This is a genomic window from Variovorax sp. 10L421, from assembly GCF_056395365.1.
The window spans coordinates 274,455-293,884 of sequence record NZ_JBFTJJ010000004.1; the positions used below are offsets into that span (position 1 = coordinate 274,455).

16 protein-coding genes are annotated in these 19,430 nt (G+C 63.5%); all 16 read right to left on the reverse strand.

The window, feature by feature from the left end; genetic code table 11:
- Positions 1 to 31: 31 nt before the first annotated feature.
- The gene (locus AC1DFC_RS09460; protein WP_478179077.1) at positions 32 to 757 is read right to left on the reverse strand and encodes a Crp/Fnr family transcriptional regulator; all 726 of its coding nucleotides are present in this window, start codon (positions 755 to 757) and stop codon (positions 32 to 34) included.
- A complete protein-coding gene (locus AC1DFC_RS09465; RefSeq protein WP_478179078.1) occupies positions 754 to 1,716 on the reverse strand; it encodes an acyl-CoA dehydrogenase middle domain-containing protein in 963 nt (320 codons plus the stop codon). Before AC1DFC_RS09465 ends, AC1DFC_RS09460 begins: the two co-directional genes overlap by 4 nt.
- 318 nt (positions 1,717 to 2,034) lie before the next feature.
- A complete protein-coding gene (locus tag AC1DFC_RS09470; RefSeq protein WP_478179079.1) occupies positions 2,035 to 3,219 on the reverse strand; it encodes a pyridoxal phosphate-dependent aminotransferase in 1,185 nt (394 codons plus the stop codon).
- A 72-nt stretch (positions 3,220 to 3,291) separates the two neighbouring features.
- Positions 3,292 to 4,149, reverse strand: a complete 858-nt coding sequence (locus AC1DFC_RS09475) for a 3-hydroxybutyryl-CoA dehydrogenase (RefSeq protein ID WP_478179080.1) — start codon at positions 4,147 to 4,149, stop codon at positions 3,292 to 3,294.
- 89 nt (positions 4,150 to 4,238) lie between these two features.
- Positions 4,239 to 5,240, reverse strand: coding sequence for an alpha/beta fold hydrolase (locus AC1DFC_RS09480; protein WP_478179081.1), 1,002 nt, complete (start codon positions 5,238 to 5,240; stop codon positions 4,239 to 4,241).
- Positions 5,240 to 6,814 (reverse strand): PHA/PHB synthase family protein, encoded by a 1,575-nt coding sequence (locus AC1DFC_RS09485; RefSeq protein ID WP_478179082.1) that lies wholly within the window; start codon positions 6,812 to 6,814, stop codon positions 5,240 to 5,242. The genes AC1DFC_RS09480 and AC1DFC_RS09485 overlap by 1 nt, the downstream gene beginning before the upstream one ends.
- A gap of 40 nt (positions 6,815 to 6,854) precedes the next feature.
- A complete protein-coding gene (locus AC1DFC_RS09490) occupies positions 6,855 to 7,955 on the reverse strand; it encodes an enoyl-CoA hydratase/isomerase family protein (protein ID WP_478179083.1) in 1,101 nt (366 codons plus the stop codon).
- Complete coding sequence (locus AC1DFC_RS09495) at positions 7,952 to 8,734, reverse strand: enoyl-CoA hydratase (RefSeq protein ID WP_478179084.1); 783 nt, start codon at positions 8,732 to 8,734, stop codon at positions 7,952 to 7,954. Before AC1DFC_RS09495 ends, AC1DFC_RS09490 begins: the two co-directional genes overlap by 4 nt.
- 43 nt (positions 8,735 to 8,777) lie before the next feature.
- Positions 8,778 to 9,674, reverse strand: a complete 897-nt coding sequence (mmsB, locus tag AC1DFC_RS09500) for a 3-hydroxyisobutyrate dehydrogenase (protein WP_478179085.1) — start codon at positions 9,672 to 9,674, stop codon at positions 8,778 to 8,780.
- A gap of 50 nt (positions 9,675 to 9,724) precedes the next feature.
- Positions 9,725 to 10,891: an acyl-CoA dehydrogenase family protein gene (locus tag AC1DFC_RS09505; RefSeq protein WP_478179086.1), complete on the reverse strand. Its 1,167-nt coding sequence runs from the start codon at positions 10,889 to 10,891 to the stop codon at positions 9,725 to 9,727.
- 76 nt (positions 10,892 to 10,967) lie between these two features.
- The gene (locus AC1DFC_RS09510) at positions 10,968 to 12,473 is read right to left on the reverse strand and encodes a CoA-acylating methylmalonate-semialdehyde dehydrogenase (RefSeq protein WP_478179087.1); all 1,506 of its coding nucleotides are present in this window, start codon (positions 12,471 to 12,473) and stop codon (positions 10,968 to 10,970) included.
- A gap of 96 nt (positions 12,474 to 12,569) precedes the next feature.
- Positions 12,570 to 13,754 carry an acetyl-CoA C-acyltransferase family protein gene (locus AC1DFC_RS09515; RefSeq protein WP_478179088.1) on the reverse strand — a complete coding sequence of 395 codons (1,185 nt, stop codon included), beginning with the start codon at positions 13,752 to 13,754 and terminating at the stop codon, positions 12,570 to 12,572.
- A 251-nt stretch (positions 13,755 to 14,005) separates the two neighbouring features.
- Entirely contained in the window at positions 14,006 to 15,700 is a 1,695-nt protein-coding gene (locus tag AC1DFC_RS09520; protein ID WP_478179089.1) for an AMP-binding protein, read from the reverse strand.
- 187 nt (positions 15,701 to 15,887) lie between these two features.
- Entirely contained in the window at positions 15,888 to 17,243 is a 1,356-nt protein-coding gene (locus AC1DFC_RS09525) for an MFS transporter (protein ID WP_478179090.1), read from the reverse strand.
- 160 nt (positions 17,244 to 17,403) lie between these two features.
- Positions 17,404 to 17,865 (reverse strand): hypothetical protein, encoded by a 462-nt coding sequence (locus tag AC1DFC_RS09530; protein ID WP_478179091.1) that lies wholly within the window; start codon positions 17,863 to 17,865, stop codon positions 17,404 to 17,406.
- Positions 17,862 to 19,397, reverse strand: a complete 1,536-nt coding sequence (locus AC1DFC_RS09535) for a TRAP transporter large permease (RefSeq protein WP_478179092.1) — start codon at positions 19,395 to 19,397, stop codon at positions 17,862 to 17,864. The genes AC1DFC_RS09530 and AC1DFC_RS09535 overlap by 4 nt, the downstream gene beginning before the upstream one ends.
- Positions 19,398 to 19,430: the final 33 nt, after the last annotated feature.

Genomic DNA, 19,430 nt, shown 5'->3' on the forward strand with positions numbered 1-19,430 from the left:
AGCTTGCAACGTGGCTCCTCGGGTCCCGAACTCACGGTGCGCCCTCCAGCCTGTGCAAGGCAACGTAGTCACGCAAGCGTGGCATGTGAACTGAGACGAAGCCCCAACTACGCTCACTCCGGACGAGCCCGGACCGCTTCAATGCATTGAGCGCCATGTTGACCCGCTGGCGCGACAGCCCACACATCAGGGCCAGCTGATGCTGTGGAATCGAAATCTCCTGCGCCCCGCTGGCTTGCCCGTCGGCGAGCATCATGAGCGCTTTCGCCACCCGCATCTCCGGCCCTAGCAACCGGGCAGCCTCCAACATCCCCACGAACACGCCCATGCGGGCATTCATGATTTCGCAAAGAAAGTGGTTGAACTCGATCGACGAGTTGCGCAGCAACTCGAAGGTTCTGAACGGTATCGTGCACAGTCTCACCGACGTAAGGGCACGCAGGTCATACCGGCGCGGCTCTCCTTTCAAGAGGGAGCCTTCACCGCCCCATTCGCCTTCTCTCAAGCAGTACAGCGTGGTTTCAGAGCCGCGAGCGCCGGTCACGTACATCTGCAGAAAACCATGCATGAGTCCATACCAATCCGTGCAAGGAGTTCCCGCGCGGGCGATGTACTCTCCTGCATCGGCCACGCGTTCGGTCGCCGTCCGCATGACCAGCGAACGCAATTCCGGACTCAGGGCCTGATACCACGGCCAGCGTTCCAGGAAAGAAGGCTGCGATGTCTCCGCTGGGTGGCCCGCTGCTCCCATGTTCATGCTCCTCGCACCTGGGTAGCAGCACCAGTCTCCCGCCGAGTGCGCGCCCAGGACCCGATGGCTCGCAGGCGCCTTGCCTCCTTACCCAGCGAGAGAATTGGCCTGTCGCGTTGCCACCGGTTGTGGGCGATCGCTTGCGCAGGCTGCCAGTGGCTTTCGCTCTCCCGAATCACGTCACCCGCGAAGGACAGGGATCCCGCCACCAGGATGTGCGCACGCGTGTCGCGAGGGTTCAGATCAGCACACACGTGGAGCATCGCGATAGCCGCAATACAGCGCTGGCACCATGTCGTCGGCCAGCCCCCGGACTGCGCCTCAGCGAACAGATACGCCAACGAGCTTCCCGTCACGAAGATGTCCTCCAGCACTCGGAATGGCTTGGCATGTTCGGCGTACCCATCGCCAGGCACCAACTGCTCAGGCGTCAAACGAACCGTATCGAAGCGGACTTCTGAGTGAGCGAGCTCGGGCACAACGGCCTGTGGGCGCGAATGCCCCCGGCTGACGCCGACGGCGCTGGACGGAAGACGCACCATCACGAGACTGCCGGGCCCCTTCTGAGGGCCATCGCTGCGCCTGGCAAGCACCAGCAGGGTCAAGTCTTCGATATTGGTCAAAGCCCATGACTTCTGCCCGTGCAAGCGCGGGATGCGGTCGCAGAGCTCCACGCTCGTCGTGACCTCGGTCATCTTTCGGCCAGCCTCGTGTACACAAAGCGCGCCGACGTGTCCGCCCTCTACCGAATCGGGAAAAGCCGATTGCAGCGCTCCCTGGTATCCACTGAAGAACGCCCAGGCAAGCCGATCGGCCTTGAGCGCGGCGATCAGGCTTGCAACGAACGGATCACGATTCGCGGATGCCGCCTGCATCGTTCGCCAGACTGGCAGCCACTGCGCCAACTCTGGGCACGACGTACGTTCGCCAACGAAAGCCAGCAAAGTGGCAAGGAGCGCGCGCATGGGCATCAAGTCCTTGCGACGCCGAATTCGGCGCTGGCCGCGGCGCGGTATGCAGGTTGCTCGAACAGAGCGGGCTCATCGACAAACTGTTGCGGTTCGCCAGGATCGCGATGCATCGAATCGCGCCCTGCTTTGGGGAGGACACAGAAAGGCCGGTCCTCGAGACTTGCCCAGATGCATGCGCGTATGCACGCAATGACAATCCGAGAATCCTGTTCCGAAGGCACGCTCCGCAAGGTGATCAACATGACCACTCCATCGTTGACGTTGTGAAACAGCAGGACCCGTTTGGCGTGTTCGAAGATCGTGCCTGTCCTTTCACGGACGCAGCGCGGCGAGCCTGGCCACAGCCTCCCGCAACTGCTCCATCGAATTGGCCGTTGAGAAGCGCACGAACCGCGCCGACTCGGCTGTGCCGAAATCGCGGCCAGGCGAGATCGCGACGTGGGCTCTCTTCATGGCCTCGAACGCAAAATCCCAGCTGTTCGAAACGTTCCAGGCATCGAACCACGGCGAGCAATCCGCCCAGGCGTAGAACGCGCCGTCGGGCACCACCGGAACCTTGAACCCGATCTTCTCCAGCTCCGGGATGAACCAGTCGCGGCGCGCCTTGAACTGCGCGCGGCGGCGCTCGTACTCAGCGATGCTGTCGGGTTCGAAGCAAGCCAGCGCGGCGTGCTGGGCGACGGTACTGGGGCAAAGGAAGAAGTTCTGCGCTAGACGCTCGATCACCGGGATCAGAGGTTCTGGAGCCACCACCCAGCCCAGGCGCCACCCGGTCATGCAGAAATACTTTGAGAAGCTGTTGATGCTGATCACGTTCTCGTCAATGGCCAGGCCGGTTTGACCGAAAGCGTCGTCGTGGCTCAGCCCGAGGTAGATCTCATCGAGCAACGTGACGCCTCCCTTGGCCTGGACACAGGCGTGGATGCGGCGCAGTTCGTCCGGATGGATGGACGTTCCCGTGGGGTTGGACGGCGAGGCGAGCAGCACGCCACGCGTCTTGCGGCCCCAGTGGGCCTCGACCTTTTCCGCGCTCAGCTGGTACCGCTCGGCTGCCGTGGTGGGCACCATGACGGGCTGGCCTTCGGCGGCAATCACGAAATGCCGGTTGCACGGATAGCTCGGGTCGGGCATCAGGACTTCATCGCCCGCCTCGATCAAGGCCTGACAAACGAGCTGCAGCGCCGCCGAGGCGCCTGCGGTCACCGCGATCCGGCGTACCGGGATGTTCACGCCGAAACGTTGCCTGTACCAGTCGCTGATGCGCTCGCGCAAGGGCTCCAGCCCGATGGCCGGTGTGTACTGCGTCGTGCCGTTTCGCACAGCGCGCACAGCGGCCTCCTGCACCAGAGGCGGCGCAGTGAAGTCCGGCTCGCCAATGGTCAGGTAGACCATTGGCTTGTCGCCATGAGCGACCTCACGCGCCAACTGCGAGGCAGCCTTGGCCACCTCCATGACGTAGAACGGCTCGATGCGCTCTGCGCGCTTGGAAATTCTCATGACTCGGCCTTGAACAAAAAAACTCAGGAAAAGGACCGAGGCTCTGTGCCGCGCTCTCAGCCCTCCAATCTGTCAACGACCGCTGTAGGTGTAGAAGCCCTGGCCAGTCTTGCGTCCCAGACGGCCGGCATCCACCATTTCCTTGAGCAAGGGTGCAGGCCGGTACTTCGGGTCGCCGAAGCCTTCATGGAACACCTGCATCACGGCCAGCATGGTGTCCAGACCGATCAGATCGCTCAATGCCAGGGGCCCGATCGGATGATTGCAGCCGAGCTTCATGCCGACGTCGATCTCCTCGGCACTGGCGAGCCCCTCCTGCAGGACGTAGATGGCCTCGTTGATCATCGGGCAGAGAATGCGGTTCACCACGAACCCGGGACTGTTCTTGACCGTGATCGCGCTTTTGCCGATCGCCCGTGCAAAGGCCAAGGCCTGCTCGTGTGCCAGATCCGAGGTTTGCAATCCGCGAATCAGCTCCAGCAGTTCCATCACGGGAACCGGATTGAAGAAGTGCATGCCGATGCATCGATCCGGCCGATTCAGGACTGCTGCCAGCTGCGTGATGGAGATCGACGAGGTGTTGGTCGCGATCACCGCATCGTCGCTGACCACTGCCTCGATGTCACGGAGGATGCGCAGCTTGATGTCGAGCCTCTCGGTCGCCGCCTCTACCACCAGCCCGGCACCACGCAGATCCTGGTAGGAGACCGTCGGACGGATCCTGGCAAGCGCCAGATCCTTGGCCTCCGCGCGCAACTTTTCTTTCTTCACCAACCGGTCCAAGCTGGCCGTGATGGTCGAGATACCTCGCCCGAGCGCCTCTTCGGAGACGTCGAGCATCGTGACATCGAGTCCGGCAAGTGCGCACACCTGTGCAATGCCGTTGCCCATGGTTCCGGCGCCGATCACGCCAACGTGCTGTCTGTTCATGATGAATTCGGAGGAGTAGGAACCATCAGTGTCCAGTTACTCAGCTCTGGCAGCCATTGGCAAATATGACATATTCAATGCCATATCCGTCACGCGAAGCGCGATTCCAGGAAGTCGCAGCTCCGGTGGTACAGCTCGATCCGGTTCAGTTCCAACACCATCGAGTGCGTACCGCGCGCAAGCACTTCCAGCCGTTTGTAGGGTGCCTGCGCGAGCTTGGAAAACAACTCCTGCGCCATGTACACCGGCGTATCAACGTCCCACTCACCCAGCAGCAACTGCGTAGGTACGCGAATCCGCTCGGGCTCATAAGTAGGCCGGCCGGCCGACCACAACTCCATCAAATCGGCAATTACACCGTTCGGCGCCAGTACCACCTGGCTTGCATCGCCGGGCTTGCCTTGGATGCCGGACAGCGCATCCCACCAGCGGTCGAACTCCGCTTGAGGCATCAGTTGTTCGGCAACGGAGGCAGCCAGGCCGCGCACCCAGCGCTGGCGCGCTTCTGTTTTGCTGATGGCGCGAAAGTCGCTCAGGTGGGCACCAGGGGCCAGCGAAGGCGGGAGGCCCGCCATCGCCCATCGCATCATGGTGATGCCGGGCGTATTGCGGATCAGCCACAGCGGGGCAAACAAGACCAGATGCCTCACCGCCTCGTTGTTCGCCGCGGTGAAGCCGCCTGCAAGCGCCGTGCCCCAGGACCAGCCAATCAAGTTGACACGGGCGTTGCCGCTTCGGGCACGCACGAAGTCCACCACCGCAGCAAGATCGACCTGCGCCTCCGAAGTCCGCGCGTAGGGCCCCCCATGCTGCGGAAATGTCCTGGGCATGCTCGGATGAAATGAGTGCCCATAGCCGCGCACGTCGAACAGGTATGCATCGAAGCCATGCGCGGCAAGATAGTCGAGCCAGGAGCCCCCCTCAAACGCAGCGTGATCGAAGACAACGCTGCCTGGGTAGGTTGCGCCATGCACGAACAGCACCACCTTGTCTGGATCCTGCGCCCCCTCCCCCGCCAGACGTTTGTTGCGCACATAGAGATCTATGCCGGGTGTTGCGCTGGCGATCCGATGGTCGGTGGCTACGATCATCAGTTCTGCGGTACCTGTTCGAGCACATACGAGCCAGGTGCAGCTTGCAGCGCGGGCCAGGCCTCGCTGCCCAACCGTGCGGGGGCAGGCATCAGCTTGCCGCCGGTCTTGGCGACCCAGTTGCACCATTCGGGCCACCAACTGCCTTGGCGCTTCTCGGCACCGGCCTGCCACACCTGCGGGTCGGTGGTCTTGGGGCCGTTGACCCAGTAGCTCTTGCGCGACTTGGCCGGATGGTTGATGACCGTTCCCGACACGTGGCCGCCTTCGGTCAGCAGGAATTCACACGGCCCGCCTACCATGTCGAGTGTGAGCAGCGTGGTCTGCCAGGGCACGATGTGGTCTTCGGTCGCAGAGACGACGCAGCACGGCATGTTGATGTTGCCCACATCCACCTTGCGCCCGCGCAGGCTCAGCGCGCCCGGTTCGCGCAACTGGTTGTGCAGGTACATGTTCTCGACGTAATACTGGTACAGGTCCCCTGGAACGTTGGCGGTGTCGCTGTTCCAGTACAGCACGTCAAACGGCGGAATCTTCTCGCCCAGCAGGTAGTTGTTGACCCAGAAGTGCCAGATCGAATCGTTGGCGTGCAGCATGGCCATGGCCTTGGCCAGATCCTGTCCGGGCATCACGCCCTTCATGCGCACGCGCGGCTCGAAGGAAGCGATCTGCGGCGCGTCCACGAAGATGCCGATGTCGCCGTGGTCGGAGTAGTCCACCAGCGTGGTGAGGAAGGTGGCCGAAGCCACTCGCTTCTTCTCCTCGGGCGACATCACCGCCAGCGCCGACACCGACAGCGCGCCGCCGATGCACCAGGCCAGCAGGTTCAGGCGCGGCGCGCCGGCGATCTCGCAGGCCACTTCCACCGCCTTATGCACGCCGTCGTAGACATAGTCGTCCCAGCCCTGGCCCGAAGCGCCCGAGCGCGGGTTGCGCCACGACATGATGAAAACGTTGTGCCCCTGCTCCAGCAGGTACTTGACGAAGGACTTCTGCTCGTTCAGGTCGAAGGCGTAAAACTTGTTGACGCAAGGCGGCACGATCAGGATCGGCGACGTGCGCACCTTGTCGGCCCGCGGCTGGTACTGAATGAGCTGGAATATCTCGTTCTGGAACACCACTGCGCCGGCGGTGGTGGCCAGATTGCCGCCCACGGTGAAGGCCTGCGGGTCGCTGGAAGCCGGCAGCGCATTGCGCTGCATGTCGGCCAGCACGCGAGTGACGCCGGCCAGCACGCTCTGGCCCTGAGTGTCCGCCGCCTTCGCCAGCGCCTGCGGGTTGGTCAGGAAGAAATTGGACGGCGACAGCGCATCGAGCGCGTACTGCACATAGAAGTCCCACACCTTCTTCTGATGCGGTGGCAGCGACTCGCCCAGGTGGCCGATCTGTTGCGCCGTCTGACCGGTCACCTGGTACCAGTGCAGCAGCAACTGGCCGTAGGGTGTACCGGCCCAGGCTGGATCCTTGAAGCGCGGGTCGTCGGCCAGCGGATTGGGGGCCGAGGCCCCGGCGGCGGGCGCCGTCCAGATGCGGGTCCAGCTATCGAACAGGCGTTGCAGGCTTTCGGGGGTCATGGTGCTTGTCTCCTGGATGTTCTGTTATGGAGCTGATACCTCACGCCAGGTCGGCCAGCGGGTGAGGCGGCTGGATGAAGGACTGGATGTGGCTCGGCATGACCTCGGCCAGCGTGGCGGGCTTCCAGCGCGGGTTGCGATCCTTGTCGATCATCAGGGCGCGAATGCCCTCGGCGAAGTCGCCGAAGCGTGCGCAGGCCACCGACACGTGGTACTCCAGGCGTAAGACGTCGGCCATCGACAGGTGCAGCACACGCCGCCACAGTGCGAACGACAGCGCCGCCGAGGTCGGCGAGCCGCGCATGAAGGTTTCGGCGCCCTTGGCCAGCCAGGGGTCCTCGTGCCCGGCCAGCCTCTGCAGCCGCCCGGCGATGTCGCCCAGGCTGTCGTGGCCGATGGTCTGGTCGATCAGGTCGTAGTGCTGGCGCAGCTTCGAGTGCGCCTCGCCCTGGCGCAATGCATGCTGGCGCAACAAGTGGCTGAGCCGGGCGGCATTCGGCTCGCCCTCGTCAAGCCAGTGGCCGGCGGCAATGGCCGCCAGCACCTCGCCGTACCGCTCGTGCGGCAGCACGAAATCCGCCAGGCCCACGAACCGCGCATCGGTACCGTTGAACGAGGCGCCGGTGAGCGCCAGGAACAGGCCAATCTTGCCCGGCGCGCGCCGCAGGAACCAGCTGCCGCCAACGTCCGGGTACAGTCCGATGGAAATTTCCGGCATGGCCAGCCGCGTGCTCGGCGTGGCCACGCGGTGCGAGGCGCCGGCCAGCAGTCCGATGCCGCCGCCCATCACGATGCCGTTCCCCCAGCACAGGACCGGCTTGGGGTAGGTGTGGATCTGGTAGTCGAGCCGGTACTCACGCTCGAAGAAGGATGCGGCTTCGCGTGGCACCTCGTCCGACGGCGTGCTGCGCATCGAGGCGTAGAGCCGCTGCAGGTCGCCGCCGGCACAGAAGGCGCGGTCGCCCTCGGCATCGAGCACCACCAGCGCGATGCGCGGATCGCGCGCCCACTGCGTCAGCTGCGGCGCCAACCGATCGATCATGTCGAGCGACAGCGCGTTCAAGGTGCCCGGCGAATTCAGCGTCGCACGGCCGAAGCGCCGCCCGCACGCGGTGGGAGTCTCCTCGAAGCGGACGCTCATGCGTTGCGCCACTGCGGCGCGCGCTTGCTCAGGAAGGCGTTGACGCCTTCGCGCTGGTCCTGGGTGTCGAACAGGTCGACGAAGGCCTCGCGCTCGGCCGCCAGCGTGGCACTGGGCGACTGGGTGCGAGCGCCGTGGATCAGCTTCTTGCAAGCCGCGACGCTGGTAGGACTCTGCCGCTCCACTGACTTGGCCATCGCCAGCGAGCGCTCCAGCGCCTGGCCGCGTGGCACCACTTCTTGCACCAGCCCGATGCGCAGCGCAGTGGCGGCGTCGACACGCTCACCGCACAGGATCAAGCGCTTGGCCCAGGCCTCGCCGACCTGCCAGGAAAGCCATTGCGAGCCGCCTGCAGCGGGCAGCAGGCCCACCGCGGCCTCAGGCAGCGCCATCTGGGCATGCTCCTCGGCAATGCGCAGGTCGCAGGCCAGCGCGCACTCCAATCCGCCCCCCATCGCGAAACCATTGATGGCAGCCACGCTCAGCCCCCGAAAGCCCGCGAGCGCCTCAAAGGCCTCGCCGAAGCGACGTGCTATCGCACGCGCCATCGCCTTGTCCCCGTCGGCGAAAAGCTTGAGTTCTGCACCTGCAGAAAAGAACTTCTCTCCCGCGCCAGTGAGCACAAGGCTGTAGATCTCGCGGTCGGCATTCAAGTCAGCCACGAGCTGGGTCAGCGCCGCGAGGCTTTCCAGCGTCCAGGTATGGGCGGGAGGGTTATCGAGCGTAACCAGTGCGATGTGGTCGCGCTTTTCAAGCTTGAGTCCAGGGTAGTCAACCATTTTCCATGTCCTTTCCTTACGATCTCTGTTCCTGCACCGCGCATCAGCCGTGCTTCTGCAGCATCTTGATCACGCTGGAGAAGTCTTCCCCGCCATGCCCGGCGATGCTGTGCGCGGCGTAGATCGCGCGCGCCAGGCCGCCCAGCGGCGTGCTGGCCTTGGTGGCCATGGCGTTTTCTTGGGCCAGGCCCAGGTCCTTGAGCATCAGGTCTGTGCCGAAGCCACCTGCGTAGCCCTTGCTGGCCGGGGCGTTCTCGTGCACGCCGGGGAAGGGGTTGTATTTTTCGAGCGCCCAGTTGCCGCCCGAGCTGCGGCGCATGATCTCGCTCAGCACCTTGGGGTCCAGCCCGTTGGCCACGCCCAGGGCGATGGCCTCGCTGGTGCCCACCATCAGGATGCCCAGCAGCATGTTGTTGCAGATCTTGGCGGTCTGGCCCGCGCCCACGCTGCCGGCGTGGAAGATGTTGGCGCCCATTTTTTCGAGCAGGGGGCGGGCGCGCTCCAGGTGGGCGTCGCTGCCGCCCACCATGAAGGTGAGGGTGCCCGCGATGGCGCCGCCGGTGCCGCCCGAGACAGGGGCGTCGATGAAGGCGATGCCCGCGGCCTCGGCGGCCTTGGCCACCTTCTGGCTGGTGGCGGCGGCGATGGTGGAGCTGTCGATCACCAGCGCGCCCTTAGCAATGGAGGCCAGCAGGCCCGGGCCGCTGCCGTTGCCTAGGAACAGGCCTTCCACATGCTGGCTGGCGGGCAGCATGGTCACGATGGCTTCGGCGTCCTGCACGGCAGCCTGCGCGCTGGCAGCTACAGCCACGCCATCGGCATGCACCTTGGCGCATGCGTCCTTGTTCAGGTCGAACGCGGTGACGGTGTAGCCCGCCTTGTGCAGGTTCGCGGCCATGGGGCCGCCCATGTTGCCGAGGCCGATGAAGGCGACTTTCATGTGTATCTCCTGGGAATGCTGGAATGGAGTGAATACAGGGGATTCAAGAACTAGCGAATCACGTCCGGCGCATCGCCGTCGAGCATGCGCCGCCCGATGATGACGCGCATGATCTCGTTCGTGCCTTCGAGAATCTGGTGCACGCGCGCGTCGCGCAGCAGGCGCTCCAGCGGGTATTCGCGGATGTAGCCGTAGCCGCCGTGCAGCTGCAGCGCCTCGTTCACCACGGTGAAGCCTGCATCGGTGGCGAAGCGCTTGGCCATGGCGCAGTAGGTGCTGGCGTTGGGGTCGCCCGCGTCGAGCTTGCTCGCGGCCAGGCGCACCATCTGGCGAGCGGCGACGAGCTCGGTCGCCATGTCGGCCAGCTTGAACTGCAGCGCCTGGAAGCTGGCAATGGGCTTGCCGAACTGCTTGCGGTCCTGCATGTACTGCTGCGCCTGCGCGAGCGCACCCTGGGCTGCGCCCACCGAGCAGGTGGCGATGTTGATGCGCCCGCCGTCCAGGCCCTTCATGGCGATCTTGAAGCCCTCGCCCTCGCGCCCCAGCAGGTGGTCGGCCGGGATGCGCACGTTGTCGAAACTGATGGTGCGCGTGGGCTGGCTGTTCCAGCCCATCTTCTCTTCCTTCTTGCCGTAGCTCACGCCCTCAGCGTTGGCCGGCACTGCAAAAGCGCTGATGCCGCTCGCGCCCGAACTGGCATCGCCCGTGCGGACCATGAGCACTAGCACGTCGGTGCTGCCCGCACCGCTGATGAAGGCCTTGGCACCGTTGATCACGTACTCGTGGCCCATCAGCTCGGCGCGGGTCTTGAGCGAGGCCGCGTCCGAGCCCGCGCCGGGCTCGGTCAGGCAGTAACTGGCGAGCTTTTTCCCGCTGGTCAGGGCCTCGCCCCATTCAGCGCGCACCCTATCGGCGCCCCAGGTGCCGAGCATCCAGGTCGCCATGTTGTGGATGGTGATGAATGCCGTGGTGCTGGGGTCAACCGCAGCCATCTCCTCGAAGACCAGCGTGGCGTCAAGCCGGGGCAGTTGCAGGCCGCCGATGCTCTCGGGCGCATACAGGCCGCAGAAACCCAGTCCGCCGGCCTTGGCGATCGCCTCGCGGGGAAAGACGTGCTTGCTATCCCACTCCGCTGCATACGGTGCCAATTCGGCTTGAGCGAATGCGCGAGCCGTGTCGGCGAAGGCGCTTTGCTCCTCGGTCAGTTCAAAGTCCATGTACGACTGTCTCCTCGCGTTTACCTCTTCCCAGATGGCTGCCAGCCCTTGGTGACAAGGTGCTGGCGGCCAAGCTTTACTTCAGGCTGATGGTGGTGTTGACGCCGTGGCTCGTGGTGCTGTCGTCAAACCAGCGCTCGGTCACCGTCTTGGTCTGCGTGTAGAACATCACGACCTGCTTGCCGTAGGGGCCCAGGTCGCCGAGCTTGGAGGCGCGCGAACCGGTGAACGAGAACAGCGGGACGGGCACGGGGATCGGCACGTTGATGCCGACCTGGCCCACGTCGATGTCTTCCTGGAACTTGCGCGCGGCCGCGCCCGACTGCGTGAACAGAGCCGTGCCGTTGCCGTTCGGGTTGCTGTTGATGAACTCGATGGCCTCGTCGATGTCGGCCGCGCCGGACAGGCACAGCACGGGGCCGAAGATCTCCTGGTCGTAGATGGCCATGCCGGGCTTCACGCCGCTGAAGATCGTGGGGCCCACGAAGTTGCCCTTCTCGTAGCCGGGCACCTGGGGCTTGCGGCCATCGAGTTCCAGCGTGGCGCCGTCGGCCACGCCACGCTCGATCAGTCCTTCCACGCGGTCCTTGGCCGCGCACGAGATCAGCGGCCCAACGTCCGTACCCTTTTCCGCGCCGGCGCTGACCTTGAGTGTCTTGGTCTTTTCGATCAGCTCAGGAATCCACTTCTGCGCCTCACCCACGAGCACCACCACCGACAGCGCCATGCAGCGCTGGCCGGCAGCGCCGAAGGCCGCGCCGAGCAGGGCATTGAGCGACTGCTCCTTGTTCGCGTCGGGCAGCACGATGGCGTGGTTCTTCGCGCCCATCATGCACTGCACGCGCTTGCCGTTCAGGCTGGCACGGTTGTAGACGTGCGTTCCAACCTTGGTCGAACCCACGAAGCTGATGGCCTTGATGTCCGGGTGGTCGCAGATGGCGTTGACCACATCCTCGCCGCCATGCACCACATTCAGCACGCCAGGAGGAACGCCCGCTTCGAGCGCCAGCTCGCACAGGCGCATGGTCACCAGCGGATCTTGCTCGGAAGGCTTGAGGATGAAGGTGTTGCCCGTGGCGATGGCCATGGGGAACATCCACAGCGGAATCATGGCGGGGAAGTTGAAGGGCGTGATGCCCGCGCACACGCCCAGCGGCTGCAGCACGGTGTAGGTGTCCACGCCATTGGCCACGTTGTTGGCCAGCTCGCCGAGTTGCAGGTTGCCGATGGCCGAGGCGTGCTCCACCACTTCCAGGCCACGGAACACGTCGCCCTCGGCGTCGGGCAGGGTCTTGCCCTGTTCGGCCGTCAGGATGGCGGCCAGTTCCTTGATGTTCTCGCGGATCAGCTGCTGCAGTTTCAGGAAGATACGCGCACGCTGGCCGATGGGCGTCTTGCGCCAGGTCTTGAAGGCGTCCTTCGCGCTAGCGACGGCGGCGTTGACCTCATCGGGCGTGGCAAAGGGCACGCGTGCCAGCACCTGCTGCGTGGCGGGGTTGACCACGTCGCGCCATTGCGCGGTCTTGGACTGCACGAACTCGCCGTTGATCAACAGCGGTACGTTGGGGAGCTGGCTGGACATGAAGGTTCCTTTGGATGAAGCGGCATCGAACTCGGTGCCTGGATTTCAGAGAGTTCCCGCCGCGGCAAGACACCGCGTGCGAGAAGTGACAAACGGTCAGACACGTTCGAAGATGGCGGCGATGCCCTGCCCTCCACCGATGCACAGCGTCACCAGCGCATAGCGTCCACCAGTGCGGTGCAATTCAGCGATCGCCTTCGTCGTGATGATTGCGCCCGTCGCGCCGACGGGATGACCGAGCGAGATGCCAGAGCCATTCGGATTCACCTTGTCCGGATCAAAGCCAAGCTCCTGAATCACCGCACAGGCCTGGGCCGCGAACGCCTCGTTCGACTCGATCACATCGAGGTCCTGGACTTTCAGGCCCGTGCGCGCCAGCACCTTGCGCGTAGCCGGGATGGGGCCGATACCCATATAGGCAGGCTCCACACCCGCATGCGCATAGCCCACCAGGCGGGCCAGCGGCTTGAGGCCCAGCGCATTCACACGGCCTCCCTCCGCCAGCACCACGGCACCCGCGCCATCGTTGATACCCGATGCGTTGCCAGCAGTGACCAGACCGTCCTTCTTGAAAGCGGGCTTCATCGCGGAAAGGGATTCGAGCGTCGTGTCGCCCCGCACGTGCTCGTCAGTATCGAATAGCACCACGCCCTTGCGGGTCTTCACCTCCACCGGAACGATCTGTTCCTTGAAGCGGCCCGTCGCAATGGCCGCTGCCGCGCGTTGCTGGCTGAGAACCGCCAGTTCATCCTGCTGCTTGCGCGAGATCTTGAAGCGCTCCGCCACGTTCTCCGCGGTAATGCCCATGTGGATCTTGTCCCAGGGGTCATGCAGGATGCCGAGCATGTAGTCAACCAGCGTCGTATCACCCATGCGGGCACCATAGCGTGCCGAAGTGTCGATGTATGGCCCGCGGCTCATCGACTCCGAGCCCCCTCCGATGGCAATCTCGCAGTCGCCCTGCGCAATAGCCTGCGCAGCCGAGACAATGGCCTGGAGCCCAGAGCCGCACAGCCGATTGACGTTGAATGCCGGGGTCTCTATCGGTATACCCGCATCGATGGCGGCGATGCGGCTGAGGTACGCATCCTTCGGATCGGTGGGGATTACATTCCCGATAACGACATGCCCGATGGCGTCGGGCGCAACACCGCTGCGTTCCAACGCGGCCTTCACCGCAGTGGTTGCCAACTGGGTGTTTGGCACGTCCTTCAGCGCACCGCCAAAGGTGCCGATGGCTGTACGAGCGGTGGCGACAACAAAGATTTCGCGAGCATTCATATAGGGCCTGTGAGAAGCTGAAGAAATGGTCGGGTTGCGCCGATGCATGGAGACCGCATGGCACCCGATAGCAAGTACTTTAGAAATTTCAGCCCCTGCCGGACAGTGGCTAAATTGACTGTTTCTATGCGTATTCCGTCAATCCGGAATCGCAAGGATGCGCGCCAGCATCCGCTTCTGGAGTCCAGAAAGAGCAAGAGCGCCTTGCACCCCTCCCAGGCGCTCAGGTCGAGAGATATCTCAGTCGCGACTCACGCAGACGCCGCGTCATTGAGACGTAGTTCTTCCTTCATCATCTCCCGCATCACGAACTTCTGGATCTTTCCGGTGACCGTCATCGGAAAGCTCTCAACGAATCGGATGTATCGAGGGATCTTGTAGTGGGCAATCTGCCCTTTGCAAAACGCCCGCAACTCATCTTCACTAAGCGTGGCACCGTCGCGAAGGACAACCCATGCGCACAGTTCCTCGCCGTATTTCTGGTCCGGCACTCCAATCACCTGCACGTCCTGGATGGCGGAATGGCGATAGAGAAACTCTTCGACCTCCCGCGGGTAGACGTTCTCGCCGCCTCGAATCACCAGATCCTTGATGCGGCCCGCGATGTTGACGTAGCCGTCCTCATCAATCGTGGCGAGATCCCCTGAGTGCATCCAGCCTTCTGCATCGATGGCCTCGGCGGTCTTCGCTGCGTCCTCCCAATATCCGCGCATCACGGAATAACCGCGAGTGCAAAGCTCGCCCACGGCCCCCACAGGAAGAATCTCCCCGGACTCCGGAGATATGACTTTCAACTCCAGGTGAGGCAGCACTTTCCCGATGGTGGAAACACGTTTCTCCAAGGGGGTGTCCGTGGTGCTTTGGCAGCTTGCCGGACTGGTTTCGGTCATGCCGTAAGCGATCGTCACCTCGCCCATGTGCATCTCGCTCACGACACGCTTCATCACTTCAATGGGACAGGGCGAGCCGGCCATCACCCCCGTGCGTAGCGTCGAGAGGTCAAACTCCTTGAAGCGCGGGTGGTCGAGTTCGGCAATGAACATGGTTGGCACACCATGAAGCGCCGTGCATCGCTCGTCTTGCACCGCCCGCAGCACCGACACGGGCTCGAACGCATCGTTCGGGTACACGATGGTCGCGCCATGCGTCAGAGCGGCAAGGTTGCCGACCACCATTCCGAAGCAGTGGTACAGCGGCACCGGAATGCACAGACGGTCATCCGGGGACAGCCGCATGGCTTCGCCAATGAAGAACCCGTTGTTCAGTACGTTGCGATGGGTCAGGGTCGCGCCCTTGGGAGAACCCGTGGTGCCACTCGTGAACTGAATGTTGATGGCATCGGTGTTCCGCAGTCGCGCGCCGAAGGAGCGGACAGCTTGATCGGCCGGATCGCCCATCGCGAGCAGATCCGAGAAGCGCATGAAACCAGGAACCGTATCGCTTCCGATCTGGACGACCGTTTTCAGTGACGGCAGTTTGGCGGACTCAAGGCGTCCGGGCACCGCACCGCTCACCTCCGGTGCGATGCTTCTGATCATCTCCAGATAGTCGGTCGTCTTGAAGCTCGGCATCATGATCAACGCCTTGCATTCGACCTTGTTCAGCGCGTACTCCAGCTCCGCCACCCGATACGCCGGATTGATGTTGACGAGGATGACCCCGGCTTTGGCCGTCGCGAACTGGGTGACGAGCCATTCGACATTGTTGTGCGACCAGATCCCGATCCTGTCGCCGGGCTTGAGCCCCATCCGAAGCAAAGCGCTCGCCATCCGATCGACTTCGCGCTGCAGCTGGAGGTACGTGTAGCGGATGCCTTGGTGACAAGAGACCACCGCCTCTTTGTCCGGGAACCTCTCGATCATCGCGTCGAAGAAAGCGCCGATCGTCTCCTCGATCAGTGGTGTGTCGGTCGCTCCGCGCGAATAGCTCGTCTCTAACTTGGTCATCGATTCAGTCTCCAAAAATTCATTCCCCCAAGCTCCACGCCCTTGGGAGCCGTGCCTAGCGCCACCGTGACCTGCCGCAATGAATAGATGCCTTCGTGTGATTGCGCCTGACCGCCCTTTTCAATAGCGCGGCAATGCTCTGGTGAAGTCTTGATGCACCTGCTCAATGTCCGAGCTCATCAACGGCTCATGAAGCACGTGCGGGGGCTGCGACGCCCTCCCTCGCCACATCTGCGCCGTGGACAGACGCGGCGCGGCGATGGTCGATCAAGGCTACCGCGACGACGCCGACGACTCCCGCCAAGGCGATCGCGATGAAGTTCTGCTCCAACGGCAGCTGCAAGGACATGAGCATGCCGATACCGATCGGCGCCGCGATCCCGCCGGCGCGCCCCACGCCCGAAGCAAAGCCCACCCCAGTGGAACGGACGGCAGCCGGATAGAACTGAGCGGCATAGGCATAGACCAGAATCCCGGTGCCCAGCGTGGAAGCGCCGACGACAGCGACAACCAGGGCCAGCGGCTGCACCCCATAGCCCAGCAGCGTCAACGAAACCACGGATGCGGCGAAGAAGGTGCACAGGACCCACTTGATGTTCAGCTTGTCGCCGAGCCATCCACCAAGCACCGCCCCAACAATGGCACCGCCGTTGTAGATCAGCAGGAAGTTCAGCGCGGAGCCAACGCTGTGGCCTGCCATGGCCATCAGCTTGACGAGCCAGGTGCTCAGTGCGTACATCATGAACAACGCCGTGAAGAAGGCTGCCGAAAACATGACCGTACTGAAGCCGCGCCCATCCTGGAACAGCTTGCCTACGGGCACGCCATCCGCCTTGCCATCCACCGGCATCTGAAAACGCGCATCGGCAGGAAGGAAATGGCCGGACCCGATGCGGGCAACGATCCGCCGAAGGCTTGCATCGTCATTACGCTTCATCAAGAAGGACATCGACTCAGGCATGCATTTCAGAATGAACGGGATCAGCACGACCGGCGCACCCGCGGCGAAGAACACCGACTGCCACCCATAGATCTCCAGGAACTGCTTGCCGATCAGCGTGGCAAGCACACTCCCCACCGCATAGCCGCATAACATCGCTGTCGCCAGCACCCCTCGCAGCTTCTTGGGTGCGTACTCGGTCATATGCGCCGTCGTGCAAGGCAATGCGCCACCAATGCCGAGCCCCGCGATGAAGCGCAGTACGCTGAAAGTGACGGGATCGCTCGCCAGGGCGGCTGCCGCAGTGAAGGCGCTGAAAAGAAGTACCGAGATCGAAAGCGCCCAGCGACGGCCAATCTTGTCGGCGAGCATGCCCAGGCCCATCGCGCCAAACATCATGCCAAACAGTGCCGAACTCGTCATGAACCCGGCCGTTGTCGGGTCGACCCTCATGTCCTTCATGATGGAGGGGAGCGCGATCCCTGCAACGGCCAGGTCGTAGCCGTCGGCGACGATGATCGCGGCACACAAGAAGAGAACAACAAAGTGGAAGCCGTTGAAGCGGGCTTCGTCTACAAGTTTCTGAATGTCGATGCGATGCATACGTCTGTTCCTCGATAGTTCGGGGAAAGTATGGTCTCGACCATGTCTTCTGACTGTTCTGTACAAAACACTTGCGGGGCGGGATTTCCCGGAATTTCAGCGAAGTAGTTCGACTCGCTATCGCTCTGGCCGGTGGTTCAGAACGCTTGCTCAACGCGCCTCAATGAGGAAGCTTTTTCAGCGCCATACGCTGAGCTACCCGGTTGGCAAATGCTGTCAGAAGCCGAGCATCGGCCGAATGGATCCAAGTCGCCGATGCACCGCGCCGCACCAGCAGCCGCGGCGCAACGATGCCGCCGAACGCACCCCAGTGCACCAGCTTGATCTGCGTGATCTCGGCCGCATGGACGCGGCGGCCCCAGATCCATGTCTGCGTGAGCACGTCGCCCTCGAGCCGCGTACGGCTGTGGACGATCCAGAAGCCCACCCACACGATGCTGAACACCGCGGCGCCGAAGAGCAGCAGGCCAGACATGGACCATTTGACGCTGCGCAATGCGGGCAGGCTCCAGAGCCCGAAGGCGACGAGATTCACCACCAGCACCACCGCGAGAATGCGAACGAAGCGCGGGTAGGCCGGGCTTTCCAGCACGACGCCCGCCACTTCCTTCTCCGCGTTCACGGCTTGGGGTCGGCCTTGGGCGTGGGCGACTTGGGCTCCGGCATCAGCAGTCCGTCGGGCTTCTTGTTGCCGAAGGGGTCGTCCATGTTGATCCCGCCGGTCTCCGGGCCCGGGATATCGGCGGGCATCTCCAGTTGGACCTTGTCGACATCCACCTCAACCTTCTTATCCAGGAACACGGTGACGGTCTGCGGGAAGAAGATCACGATGCCTACCAGCAGCAGTTGCAGCCCGACCCACGGAATCGCACCCAGGTAGATGTCGCGCGACTCGATCTTGCGTGGCAACGCGCCGTTCTTGAACAGGGTGTCGGCAATCCCGCGCAGGTAGAACAGCGCGAAGCCAAACGGCGGGTGCATGAACGAGGTCTGCATATTCACGCACAGCAGCACGCCGAACCACACCATGTCGATGCCGAGCTTGGCCGCCACGGGACCGAGCAGCGGCAGGATGATGAAGGCGATCTCGAAGAAGTCGAGGAAGAACGCCAGGAAGAACACGAAGATGTTGACCGCGATCAGGAAGCCAATCTGGCCGCCCGGCAGGCCCGACAGCATGTGCTCGATCCACTTGGCGCCGTCCACGCCCTGGAACACCAGCGAGAACACGCGCGATCCGATCAGAATGAAGACCACCATGGCGGTGAGCCGCATAGTGCCATTCATGGCTTCCTTGAGCATCGGCCAATTCAGGCGTCGATGGACGACGGCCAGCACCAATGCGCCCACTGCGCCCATCGCGCCGGCCTCGGTCGGTGTGGCAATGGCTTTGTCCATGAACGGCAGGCCGCCCATCGAGCCGAGTACCGCGAAGATCAGGATGGCCGAGGGAATGATGCCGCGCAGGCACTTGCCCCACAGCGCCCAGCCGTTCAGCGTGCGCGCGCCGACTGGCAGGCCCGGCACAAAGTGCGGGCGGATGCGACCGACCATGAAGGTGTAGATCGCGAAGATCAGCACCTGCAGGATCGACGGCCCCCAGGCGCCCTTGTACATCTGGCCCACGTCGGTGCCGAGTTGGTCGGCCATCACGATCAGCACCAGCGAGGGCGGCACGAGCTGCGTGATGGTGCCCGAGGCGGCGAGCACGCCCGTGGAATAGCGCATGTTGTAGCCGTAGCGCATCATCACCGGCAGCGAGATCATGGCCATGGCGATCACCTGGCCGGCCACGGTGCCGGTGATGGCGCCGAGGATGAAGCCCACGATGATCACCGAGTAGCCCAGGCCGCCGCGCACCGGGCCGAAGAGTTGGCCCATGGAGTCGAGCATGTCCTCGGCCAGACCGCACTTCTCGAGCACCGCGCCCATCAGCGTGAAGAAGGGGATGGCCAGCAGCGTCTCGTTGGAGAGGATGCCGAACACGTTGAGCGGCAGGTTCGCCATGAAGCCGGCCGGGAACCAGCCCATCTCGATCGCGAAGAAGCCGCAGAACAGGCCCAGCGCCGACAGCGAGAACGCCACCGGGAAGCCGATCAGCATGATCACGACCAGCCCCGCGAACATGATCGGGGCGAAATTTTCCATCTGCATTTCTTGTCCTGGGAAGCGGAGCTTGTGGTGGGC